The organism is Mycobacterium sp. E2327 (genome assembly GCF_001672675.1).
GTDB lineage: Bacteria > Actinomycetota > Actinomycetes > Mycobacteriales > Mycobacteriaceae > Mycobacterium.
In genome coordinates, this window is the sequence record NZ_LZKE01000013.1 from 1 (window position 1) to 10,800 (window position 10,800).

General features: G+C 71.0%; 11 protein-coding genes and 1 pseudogene. 10 read left to right on the forward strand and 2 right to left on the reverse strand.

Annotated elements, in window-relative coordinates; genetic code table 11:
- The first annotated feature begins 86 nt into the window (after positions 1-86).
- Both A5712_RS01610 and A5712_RS01615 read left to right on the forward strand, forming a co-directional pair.
- Positions 87-1,436, forward strand: coding sequence for a replication-associated recombination protein A (locus tag A5712_RS01610; RefSeq protein WP_068100506.1), 1,350 nt, complete (start codon positions 87-89; stop codon positions 1,434-1,436).
- Complete coding sequence (locus tag A5712_RS01615) at positions 1,433-1,768, forward strand: hypothetical protein (RefSeq protein WP_068100508.1); 336 nt, start codon at positions 1,433-1,435, stop codon at positions 1,766-1,768. Before A5712_RS01610 ends, A5712_RS01615 begins: the two co-directional genes overlap by 4 nt.
- Positions 1,769-1,771: 3 nt before the next feature.
- Here A5712_RS01615 and A5712_RS01620 read toward each other — a convergent pair whose 3' ends face one another.
- Positions 1,772-2,395 carry a hypothetical protein gene (locus A5712_RS01620; protein WP_068100510.1) on the reverse strand — a complete coding sequence of 208 codons (624 nt, stop codon included), beginning with the start codon at positions 2,393-2,395 and terminating at the stop codon, positions 1,772-1,774.
- Between the two features lie 113 nt (positions 2,396-2,508).
- Complete coding sequence (locus A5712_RS01625; RefSeq protein WP_068100512.1) at positions 2,509-3,129, reverse strand: antibiotic biosynthesis monooxygenase; 621 nt, start codon at positions 3,127-3,129, stop codon at positions 2,509-2,511.
- 171 nt (positions 3,130-3,300) lie between these two features.
- On the opposite strand from A5712_RS01625, the gene A5712_RS01630 reads away from it, so the two are divergent.
- The 8 genes and pseudogenes from A5712_RS01630 to A5712_RS31175 all read left to right on the forward strand — a co-directional run.
- Positions 3,301-3,690: a secondary thiamine-phosphate synthase enzyme YjbQ gene (locus A5712_RS01630; protein ID WP_193376520.1), complete on the forward strand. Its 390-nt coding sequence runs from the start codon at positions 3,301-3,303 to the stop codon at positions 3,688-3,690.
- A gap of 62 nt (positions 3,691-3,752) precedes the next feature.
- Positions 3,753-6,446: an alanine--tRNA ligase gene (gene alaS, locus A5712_RS01635; protein WP_068100514.1), complete on the forward strand. Its 2,694-nt coding sequence runs from the start codon at positions 3,753-3,755 to the stop codon at positions 6,444-6,446.
- Entirely contained in the window at positions 6,447-6,950 is a 504-nt protein-coding gene (gene ruvX / locus A5712_RS01640) for a Holliday junction resolvase RuvX (RefSeq protein WP_068100516.1), read from the forward strand. It abuts the gene before it with no gap.
- Positions 6,943-8,190: an endolytic transglycosylase MltG gene (mltG, locus tag A5712_RS01645; RefSeq protein WP_068100518.1), complete on the forward strand. Its 1,248-nt coding sequence runs from the start codon at positions 6,943-6,945 to the stop codon at positions 8,188-8,190. Before ruvX ends, mltG begins: the two co-directional genes overlap by 8 nt.
- On the forward strand, positions 8,165-8,974 hold the full coding sequence (locus A5712_RS01650; RefSeq protein ID WP_082973217.1) for a shikimate dehydrogenase: 810 nt from the start codon (positions 8,165-8,167) through the stop codon (positions 8,972-8,974). The genes mltG and A5712_RS01650 overlap by 26 nt, the downstream gene beginning before the upstream one ends.
- Before the next feature lie 110 nt (positions 8,975-9,084).
- The gene (locus A5712_RS01655; RefSeq protein WP_068100521.1) at positions 9,085-9,513 is read left to right on the forward strand and encodes an A24 family peptidase; all 429 of its coding nucleotides are present in this window, start codon (positions 9,085-9,087) and stop codon (positions 9,511-9,513) included.
- A 20-nt stretch (positions 9,514-9,533) separates the two neighbouring features.
- Positions 9,534-10,739, forward strand: a complete 1,206-nt coding sequence (aroC, locus tag A5712_RS01660; RefSeq protein WP_068100523.1) for a chorismate synthase — start codon at positions 9,534-9,536, stop codon at positions 10,737-10,739.
- A pseudogene (locus tag A5712_RS31175) lies at positions 10,739-10,800 on the forward strand (shikimate kinase); the annotation flags it as partial. The gene aroC and the pseudogene A5712_RS31175, both read left to right, overlap by 1 nt.

The following is a 10,800-nucleotide window of genomic DNA, read 5'->3' on the forward strand; positions in this document are numbered from 1 at the left end:
CCCGGAACTTAGCAAATAAGTCGCCAGGTTGCGCGGATTGTTTTCGCCGCTTTCCTCCCCGGCGCACCCCGTCGCCCGGGCGTGGTATGCCTAAAACCGTGTCCGACGGTCTCTTCGACCTTCCCGGCGCACCGCAGACTGCCGACCAGGGCTTCGGCGTGTCGGCGGGTGCGCCGCTGGCGGTGCGGATGCGGCCGGCGTCGCTGGACGAGGTCGTCGGCCAGGGCCACTTGCTGGCACCCGGGTCGCCGCTGCGCCGCCTGGTGGAGGGCTCGGGCGTCGCGTCGGTCATCCTGTACGGCCCCCCGGGCAGCGGCAAGACCACACTGGCCGCGCTGATCTCGGGGTCGACGGGCCGCCGGTTCGAGGCGCTGTCGGCGCTGTCGGCCGGCGTGAAGGACGTCCGCGCGGTGATAGACAAGGCGCGGCACGCGCTCCTTTCCGGCGAACAGACCGTGCTGTTCATCGACGAGGTGCACCGGTTCTCCAAGACCCAGCAGGACGCGCTGCTGTCCGCGGTGGAGAACCGGGTGGTGCTGCTGGTGGCGGCGACGACGGAGAACCCCTCGTTCTCCGTGGTGGCGCCGCTCTTGTCCCGGTCGCTGATCCTGCAGCTGCGGCCGCTGACGTCCGACGACATCCGCACGCTCGTCCGCCGCGCGATCGACGACCCGCGCGGCCTGGGCGGCCGCGTCGAAGTGCAGCCCGAGGCCGTCGACCTCCTGGTGCAGCTGGCCGCCGGCGATGCCCGCCGCGCCCTGACCGCGCTCGAGGTCGCGGCCGAAGCAAATGACGTCGTGACCGTCGAGACCATCGAACAGTCGCTGGACAAGGCCGCCGTGCGCTACGACCGCGACGGCGACCAGCACTACGACGTCGTCAGTGCCTTCATCAAGTCGGTGCGTGGCTCCGACGTCGACGCCGCGCTGCACTACCTGGCCCGCATGCTGGTCGCGGGGGAGGACCCGCGGTTCGTCGCGCGCCGGCTGATGATCCTGGCCAGCGAGGACATCGGGATGGCCGACCCGACCGCGCTGCAGACCGCGGTCGCCGCCGCCCAGACCGTGGCGCTGATCGGCATGCCGGAGGCCCAGCTGACCCTGGCGCACGCCACCATCCACCTGGCGACCGCGCCGAAGTCCAACGCGGTCACCACCGCGCTCGCGGCGGCGATGAACGACATCCGGGCCGGCAAGGCCGGGCTGGTGCCGCCGCACCTGCGCGACGGGCACTACTCCGGCGCCGCGGCGCTGGGCAACGCGCAGGGCTACAAGTATTCGCACGACGCCCCGGATGGCGTTGTGCCCCAACAATATCCGCCCGACGAGCTGGTGGACGTGGACTATTATCGGCCCACCGGCCGCGGCGGCGAACGTGAGATGGCCGGTCGGCTGGACCGGCTGCGCGCGATCATCCGGAAGAGGGGACGGGCATGAAGACCTTCACCGACGAGGAGATGGGCCGGCTGCTGCCCACCGCCAAGGCCTACAGCGTCGTCATCCTCAAGCGCGGGCCCAGGTTCGGCGACGAGTCGTCGCCGCCGATCATCTGGGAGCACGGCCGGCGCAACTTCGGCCTGCGCGACGACGGCGTGCTGGCGGTGGTGTTGCCGGTCACCGACGAGTCCGATGTCTGCGGCATCGGGGTGTTCGCCGCGAGCGTCGACGACACCCGCGCCATCATGGCCGACGACCCCGGGGTCGCGGCGGGCGTGTTCACCTACCAGGTGCACGAGTGCCGCGGCTTCCCCGGGGACGCGCTGCCCTAGCCGCTAGACCAGCTCCGGCACCCGCAAATGCGCGATGGCCAGCTCGAACTCGGCCACGTCGAGCACCTCGGCGCCCAGGTCCCGGGCGCGCCTGCTGCGCAGCTCGCTCGCCCGGTCGCGGTTTCGGGCCATCGCTTCGACGCTGTCGAAGCTCGAGCACGCCACCGCCCGCCGGCACGCCGGGTGGTCGACCATCAGGCTGGCGCTGCAGAAGCCGTCGAGCGTCTCCAACTCCGGGAGCACGTACATCCGGTAGAAGTTGAGGGACCGCTCGAGGTGGTCCGGCACCACCTTGAGCCAGGTGGCCCGCACGCACGCCCCCTGATGCGCCCGGTGATCGCGGCGCATCAGAGATATGTCCCATTCTTCGACCCTCGCCTGGCCGGAGAACATCATGGCGGCGCGGTCACGGATGGGCGCCACCCGCTCGGCGCTGGCGCGCATCTTCTCCAAGCTGTCCCACGAGCTGGTGGCGATGCAGGTGCCGTCCTGCCGGTCGACCAACAGCGACATTCCGACATACCCGTCCATTTCCTGAAGGGCGGGCATGACGACATCGCGAATATGCGCAATGCCGATGTCGACGGACAGGGGTTGCGCCTGAATGGTGGTGGAGCGTGCGTACATTTGGTGAGCCTCCTTGTCGGGGCCTGGATTTGACTGGGCCCCGGTGGCGCCACCGGGGCCCCATGACTACCTTCCTCCTCCCGGTCAGGGGTGGCAATGGGCGCGAACCGAGCTCAGACGAGCTCGGGCACCCGCAGGTGCGCCAGCGCCAGCTCGAACTCCCGCTCGTCGAGTTCCTCGACGCCCGCCTCGCGTATCGACGTGGTCTTGAGTGCGGTCGCCTGCTCGCGGTTGCGCTGCATCGCGTCCATGCTGTCGAACGTCACCGAGGACACGCCGCGCCCGGACGCGCGGTCGACCAGCAGGCTGGCGCTGCAGAACCCGTCGAGGTCCTCGAGTTGGGGCAGGACGGACGACTTGAAGTACTCGATGCCGGCGTCCATTTGCCCTTCCGGCACCCTGACCCAGGTCGCGCGCACGCCGGCGCCGTCGGGCGCGCGGTGATCGCGGTGCAGCGCCGCGATCTCCCATTCCGCGACATCCGCCGTGCCGCCGAACATTTCCGCGGCCCGATCTCGGATCGGCGTCACGGTTTCACCGCTGGCGCGCATGGCCTCATCGCTCTCCCAGGCGCTGGTGGCGATGCAGCGGCCCGACTCCCGGTCGACCAACAGGGACACGCCGACGCACCCCGCCATGCCTTGCAGTGCGGGCATGACCTCATCGCGAACGTGCGCAATTCCGGCGTCGATCGACGAGGGTTGCGCCTGAATAGTGGTAGAGCGTGCGTACACGACCCACCCCCTCTTTGTTCGGGGCAGCGCCCCGGTGGCGCCACCGGTCCAACCAGATACGTTCCTCCTGGCAGGCGGCGGTGGCAATGCCCCCCGGGGGTGTGGCAGCCCTCACAAACGATTGGCCGGTCCCGCTGGGCGCGCCGTAGGCTTGACCGGGTGCATACCGATGTGCTGCAGGTAGACACCGCCCAGCGCCGCATCGTCGATCTGACCGATGCGGTGCGCCGGTTCTGCTTCAGCTACGGCGACGGCCTGTGCAACGTGTTCGTCCCGCACGCCACGGCCGGGGTCGCGATCATCGAGACCGGTGCCGGTTCCGACGACGACCTGGTCGACACGCTGGAACGGCTGTTGCCGCGCGACGAGCGATACCGGCACGCGCACGGATCGCCGGGCCACGGCGCCGACCACGTGCTGCCGGCGATCGTCGCGCCGTCGGTGACGGTGCCGGTCGCCAGCGGCGACCCGCAGTTGGGCACCTGGCAAAGCATCGTGCTGGTCGACCTCAACCGGGACAATCCACGGCGGTCGGTGCGGTTGAGCTTCCTGGAGGGCTAGCTGACTAGGCTGGGAATCCCGATCGAAGCAAAGCAAAGCAACTACGAAGAAGCGGACTAAAAGTGCAGACACACGAGATCAGGAAGCGATTCCTCGATCACTTCGTGAAGGCGGGCCACACGGAGGTGCCGAGCGCCTCGGTGATCCTCGACGACCCCAACCTGCTGTTCGTCAACGCCGGCATGGTCCAGTTCGTGCCGTTCTTCCTGGGCGCACGCACGCCGCCGTACGCGACGGCCACCAGCATCCAAAAGTGCATCCGCACCCCCGATATCGACGAGGTGGGCATCACCACCCGGCACAACACCTTCTTCCAGATGGCCGGCAATTTCTCGTTCGGCGACTACTTCAAGCGCCGGGCGATCGAGCTGGCCTGGGCGCTGCTGACCAATTCGATCGACGACGGCGGATACGGCCTGGATCCCGAAAGACTCTGGGCCACAGTCTATTTCGACGACGACGAGGCGTTCTCGCTGTGGCAGGAGAACGCCGGGCTGCCGGCGGAGCGGATCCAGCGCCGCGGCATGGAGGACAACTACTGGTCGATGGGCATCCCCGGACCGTGCGGGCCGTCGTCGGAGATCTATTACGACCGCGGCCCCGACTTCGGCGTCGAGGGCGGCCCGATCGCCAACGAGGACCGCTACGTCGAGCTGTGGAACCTCGTGTTCATGCAGAGCGAGCGCGGCGAGGGCACGTCCAAGACCGACTTCGAGATCCTCGGGCCGTTGCCCCGCAAGAACATCGACACCGGCATGGGCGTGGAGCGGGTCGCGTTCGTGCTGCAGGGCGTGCACAACGTGTACGAGACCGACCTGCTAAGGCCGGTCATCGATCTGGTCGCCACCCGCGCGCCGCGCGGATACGACACGGGTAACCACGAGGACGACGTGCGTTACCGCGTCATCGCCGACCACAGCCGCACCGCGGCGATCCTGATCGGCGACGGCGTCAGCCCCGGCAACGACGGGCGCGGCTACGTGTTGCGTCGGCTGCTGCGCCGGGTGATCCGCTCGGCCAAGCTGCTCGGCATCGAGGAGCCGATCGTCGGGGACCTGATGGCCACCGTGCGCGACTCGATGGGCCCGTCGTACCCCGAACTCGTCACCGATTTCGACCGGATCCGGCGCATCGCCGTCGCCGAGGAGACCGCCTTCAACCGCACGCTGGCCTCGGGTTCGAAGCTGTTCGAGGACGTCGCCGGCGCCACCAAAGCGACCGGCGCGACCGTGGTGTCCGGGTCGGACGCGTTCACCCTGCACGACACCTACGGCTTCCCGATCGAGCTCACCCTGGAGATGGCGGCCGAGGCCGGCCTGCAGGTCGACGAGATCGGCTTCCGGGAGTTGATGGCCGAGCAGCGCCGCCGCGCCAAGGCCGACGCCGCCGCGCGCAAGCACGCGCACGCCGACCTGAGCGCCTACCGCGAGCTGGTCGACGCCGGTCCCACCGAGTTCACCGGGTTCGACGAGTTGACCTCCGAGGCAAGGATTTTGGGCATCTTCGTCGACGGCAAACGGGTGCCCGTCGTCGCGCACGGCGGCGATGGCGCGGACCGGGTGGAGCTGGTGCTGGACCGCACCCCGCTCTACGCCGAGTCGGGCGGCCAGATCGCCGACGAGGGCAGCATCAGCGGAACCGGCGCAAACGAGAGCGCCCGTGCGGCCGTCACCGACGTGCAGAAGATCGCCAAAACCTTGTTCGTGCACCGGATCAACGTGGAGTCCGGCGAATTCGTGGAGGGCGACACCGTCGTCGCCGCGGTGGATCCGGGCTGGCGCCGGGGCGCCACGCAGGGCCACTCGGGCACCCACATGGTGCACGCCGCGCTGCGACAGGTGTTGGGGCCCAACGCCGTTCAGGCCGGGTCGCTGAACCGGCCGGGCTACCTGCGTTTCGACTTCAACTGGCAGGGCGCGCTGACCGAGGACCAGCGCACCCAGATCGAGGAGGTCACAAACGAGGCGGTGCAGGCCGACTTCGAGGTGCACACCTTCACCGAGCAGCTGGAGAAGGCCAAGGCGATGGGCGCGATGGCCCTGTTCGGCGAGGCCTATCCCGACGAGGTGCGCGTGGTGGAGATCGGTGGGCCGTTCTCGCTGGAGTTGTGCGGCGGCACGCACGTACACAACTCGGCGCAGATCGGGCCGGTGACCATCCTGGGCGAGTCGTCGATCGGTTCCGGGATCCGGCGGGTGGAGGCCTACGTCGGGCTGGAGTCGTTCCGCCACCTTGCCAAGGAGCGCGCGCTGATGGCCGGGCTGGCGTCGTCGCTGAAGGTGCCGTCCGAGGAGGTGCCGGCCCGGGTCGCCAACCTGGTGGACCGGCTCAAGGCCGCCGAGAAGGAACTCGAACGTGCCCGGCTCGCGGGCGCGCGGGCCGCCGCGACCAACGCCGCGGCCGGCGCCGAGCGGATCGGTAACGTGCGTGTGGTGGCGCAGCGGATGTCGAGCGGGATGACGGCGGGCGACCTGCGCTCCCTGGTCGGCGACATCCGGGGCAAGCTCGGCAGCGATCCGGCGGTGGTGGCGCTGATCTCCGAAGGGGAGGGCAACAGCGTGCCCTACGCCGTCGCCGCCAACGCCGCCGCCCAGGAACTCGGCCTGAGCGCCAACGAGTTGATCAAGCAGCTCGCCGGGGCCGTCGACGGCCGCGGCGGCGGCAAGGCCGACCTGGCGCAGGGGTCGGGGAAGGACCCGACCGGCATCGACGCGGCCCTCGACGCGGTGCGTGCCGAGATCGCGCGGGTCGGTTGAGTGGTCTTGACACAGCACCGTCTCCCGGACCGGCCCGGCGACCCTGATCAGGACCCTGGGCGGGGTCGTCGGCTCGGTATCGACGTGGGGAGCGTGCGCATCGGCGTGGCCGCCAGCGACCCCGACGGCATCCTGGCCACCCCGGTGGAGACGGTGCGCCGTGACCGTTCCGGCAGGCACGTGCGCCGGCTGGCCGAGCTGGCCGCCGAGCTGGAGGCCGTCGAGGTGATCGTCGGGCTGCCGCGCACGCTGGCCGACCGCACCGGGCCGTCGGCGGTGGACGCGATCGAACTGGCCGAGACGCTGGCCCGGCGGATCGCCCCGACGCCGGTCCGGCTGGCCGACGAGCGGCTGACCACCGTGAGCGCCCAGCGGTCGCTGCGCGCCGCGGGGGTGCGGGCCCGAGAGCAGCGCGCGGTGATCGACCAGGCCGCGGCGGTGGCGATCCTGCAGAGCTGGCTCGACCAGCGCCGCGCGGCGACCGGGGGGCTCACCGATGGTTGACAGCGCCCGCGGCCAGCGCGCCGAGCCCGAGGCGGTCGGGTCGCCGCGGCGCCGGACGAGCCGGGTTGCCCGCAACCGTGCGGCACAGCGCAAGCGGCGCAAGCGCTTCGTCGGCCGGGTCGTCCTCGTGGTGTCCGTCGTGGTCATGGTGACCGTCGTCTTCGTCGGCACCCGGCTGTGGAACACGGTGTTCGGCTCCGGTGACGACTACAGTGGAAATGGCAAGCGCGACATCGTGATTCACGTGCAGGACGGCGACTCGACCACGATGGTGGGCGAGACGCTGCACAGCCAGGGGGTGGTCGCGACGGTCCGCGCGTTCGTCAACGCCGCGCACGGCAACGCCGCGATTAACTCGATCCAGCCCGGCTACTACCGGATGCGCACCGAGATCCCGGCGGCCAACGCCGTCGCGCGGCTGGCCGACCCGAACAACCGGGTGGGGCGGCTGGTCATCCCCGAGGGCCGTCAGCTCGACGACACCACCGACATGAAGACCAACGTGGTGAATCCCGGCATCTTCTCGTTGATCTCCCGCGCCACCTGTGTGGACCTCGACGGCACCAAGCGCTGCGTGTCGGTCGACGACCTGCGCGCCGCGGCCTCCAACAGTGCGCCCACGACGCTGGCGGTGCCGCCGTGGGCCGTCGAGCCGGTGACCGAGCTCGGCAAGGACCACCGCCGCATCGAGGGACTGATCGCGCCGGGGACCTTCAACGTCGACCCCGCGTCGTCGGCCGAAAGCATCCTGACCAGCCTGATCAGCGCGGGCGCCGTGGAGTACATGAAGTCCGGTCTGCTGGATTCCGCGCAGGCCAGGGGGGTGTCGCCCTACGACATCCTGGTGGTCGCCTCGCTGGTGCAGCAGGAATCCAATTCGCAGGACTTCGCGAAGGTGGCGCAGGTGATCTACAACCGCCTGCACGCGCGCCACACGCTGGAATTCGACTCGACCGTGAACTATCCGCTGGACCGCCGCGAGGTCGCCACCTCCGACGCCGACCGCGCCCAGCGGACTCCGTGGAACACCTACGTGTCCCAGGGGCTGCCCGCCACGGCGATCTGTTCGCCGGGCGTCGACGCGCTGCGCGCGGCCGAGCATCCGGAGCCGGGGGACTGGCTGTACTTCGTCACCATCGATTCCCAGGGCACGACGCTGTTCACCAAGGACTATCAGCAGCATTTGGCCAATATCGAGCTGGCTAAGCACAACGGTGTCCTCGACAGCACGCCCCGCTAGAAAGGCAGGGGTGCTCGGGCGCCCCATCGCCCATTCGAAGTCCCCTGACCTGCACCTGGCCGCGTACCGGGCGCTGGGCCTGAACGACTGGACCTACGACCGCATCGAATGCGGCGCCGAGGAACTGCCCGGCGTGGTCGGCGGTTTGGGGCCGGAGTGGGTCGGGGTGTCGGTGACCATGCCGGGCAAATTCGCCGCGCTGCGATTCGCCGCCGAGCACACCGAGCGCGCGGCCCTGGTCGGCTCCGCCAACACCCTGGTGCGCACGGCGGCGGGCTGGCGGGCCGACAACACCGACGTCGACGGGGTCGCCGGCGCCGTCGGGTCGGCCTCGGGATGGGCGCTGGTTTGTGGATCGGGCGGCACCGCGCCGGCGGCCGTCGTCGGACTGGCCGAGCTCGGCGTCACCGGCATCACCGTCGTCGCGCGGGATCCGGAGAAGGCCGCCCGGCTGGTGGACCTCGGCGCCCGCGTCGGCGTCGAGACCCGGTTCTGTGGCCTGGACGACGCCGGACTGGCCGACGAGGTGGCGGGCGCGCACGTGCTGGTCAGCACCATTCCCGCGGACGTGGCCGCGCGGTATGCCGGCGTGTTCGCCGCGATCCCGGTGCTGCTGGACGCGGTCTACGACCCGTGGCCGACGCCGCTGGCGGCCGCGGTGGGCGCGGCGGGCGGCCGGGTGATCGACGGCCTGCAGATGCTGCTGCACCAGGCGTTTTCCCAGGTAGAACAGTTCACCGGGCTGCCCGCGCCGCGAGCGGCGATGGAGGCGGCGCTGCGCTAGCCTGCCGCGCATCGGATGCCCACGTCATTCGCCGGGTGTGTGGCTTATGGACGAATTCGCCACGGTTTTCGTACGCAGCCCCCACACTCGCCACGCGGACGGGAGGACCCATGCGGCTGGGGGCGACTGTGGCAATACTCGCCTGGCTGGCGCTCCTGAGCGCCTACGACGTCCGGTCACGCCGGCTGCCCAACGCGCTGACGCTGCCCGGGGCCGCCGGCATACTGCTGGTCGCCGCCCTGACCGGCCGCGGGCTGCCCGCGCTGGCCGGCGCGGCGGCGTTGACCGGGGCTTACCTGGCGGTCCACCTTGTCGCCCCGGCGGCGATGGGGGCCGGCGACGTCAAGCTGGCGATCGGGCTGGGCGGCCTGGCCGGCTGTTTCGGCCCGGACGTGTGGTTCCTGGCGGCGCTCGGCGCGCCGCTGCTCACGGCGCTCGCCGGGGTGGTCGGGCTGGCGCGCGGCGCGCGCACCGTGCCGCACGGCCCGTCGATGTGCCTGGCCACCGCGGGCGCGGCGGGGTTGGCCTGGCTGGGTTGAGCACATGGGAGAATGGCCGGGTGTTGCGCTGGATCACCGCCGGAGAATCCCATGGTCGCGCGCTGGTTGCCGTGGTGGAAGGCATGGTCGCCGGCGTCGACGTCACCTCGACCGAGATCGCCGATCAGCTGGCCCGCCGCCGCCTGGGCTACGGCCGCGGCGCGCGGATGAAGTTCGAGCGCGACGCCGTGACCATCCTGTCCGGGATCCGCCACGGCGTCACCCTCGGCGGGCCCATCGCGATCGAGATCGGCAACACCGAGTGGCCGAAGTGGGAGACCGTGATGGCGACCGACCCGGTGGACGCCGCGGAATTGGAGGATTCGGCCCGCAACGCCCCGCTGACCCGGCCGCGGCCCGGCCACGCCGACTACGCGGGCATGCTCAAGTACGGCTTCGACGACGCCCGGCCGGTGCTGGAGCGGGCCAGCGCCCGCGAGACCGCCGCCCGCGTGGCCGCCGGAACCGTGGCCCGCTCGTTCCTGCGGCAGGCGCTCGGCGTCGAGGTGCTCTCGCACGTCATCGCGATCGGCCCGTCAAAGCCCTACGACGGCCCGCCGCCGCGCCCCGAGGACCTGCCCGCGATCGATGACAGCCCGGTCCGCGCATATGACAAGGCGGCCGAGGAAGCGATGATCGCCGAGATCGAGGCGGCCAAGAAGGACGGCGACACCCTCGGCGGCGTGGTGGAGGTGGTGGCGTTCGGCCTGCCGGTCGGGCTCGGCTCGTTCACCAGCGGTGACAACCGCCTCGACAGCCAACTGGCCGCGGCCGTGATGGGCATTCAGGCGATCAAGGGCGTCGAGATCGGCGACGGTTTCGAGACCGCGCGGCGCCGCGGCAGCCGCGCCCACGACGAGATGTACCCCGGCCCCGACGGCGTCGTCCGCTCGACCAACCGCGCCGGCGGGCTGGAAGGCGGCATGACCAACGGCCAGCCGCTGCGGGTGCGGGCCGCGATGAAGCCCATCTCCACCGTCCCGCGGGCCCTGGCCACCGTCGACATGGCGACCGGCGACGAGGCCGTCGCGATCCACCAGCGCTCCGACGTGTGCGCGGTGCCGGCCGCCGGCGTCGTGGTCGAGACGATGGTGGCGCTGGTGCTGGCCCGCGCGGCGCTGGAGAAGTTCGGCGGCGACTCGCTGGCCGAGACCCGCCGCAACGTCGAGTCCTACCTGCGCGCGGTCGCCGACCGGGAATCGCCCGCCGCGCGCGGTACCGCGTGATGGCGCCCAAGGCGGTGCTCGTCGGCCTGCCGGGCTCGGGCAAGTCCACCATCGGGCGGCG

Coding starts and splice junctions, on each gene's coding strand:
- A5712_RS01655 (WP_068100521.1), top strand. CDS start 9,085: ATGCGGCTGGGGGCGACTGTGGCAATACTCGCCTGGCTGGCGCTCCTG.
- mltG (WP_068100518.1), top strand. CDS start 6,943: ATGGTTGACAGCGCCCGCGGCCAGCGCGCCGAGCCCGAGGCGGTCGGG.
- A5712_RS01615 (WP_068100508.1), top strand. CDS start 1,433: ATGAAGACCTTCACCGACGAGGAGATGGGCCGGCTGCTGCCCACCGCC.
- A5712_RS01620 (WP_068100510.1), bottom strand. CDS start 2,395: ATGTACGCACGCTCCACCACCATTCAGGCGCAACCCCTGTCCGTCGAC.
- A5712_RS01610 (WP_068100506.1), top strand. CDS start 87: ATGCCTAAAACCGTGTCCGACGGTCTCTTCGACCTTCCCGGCGCACCG.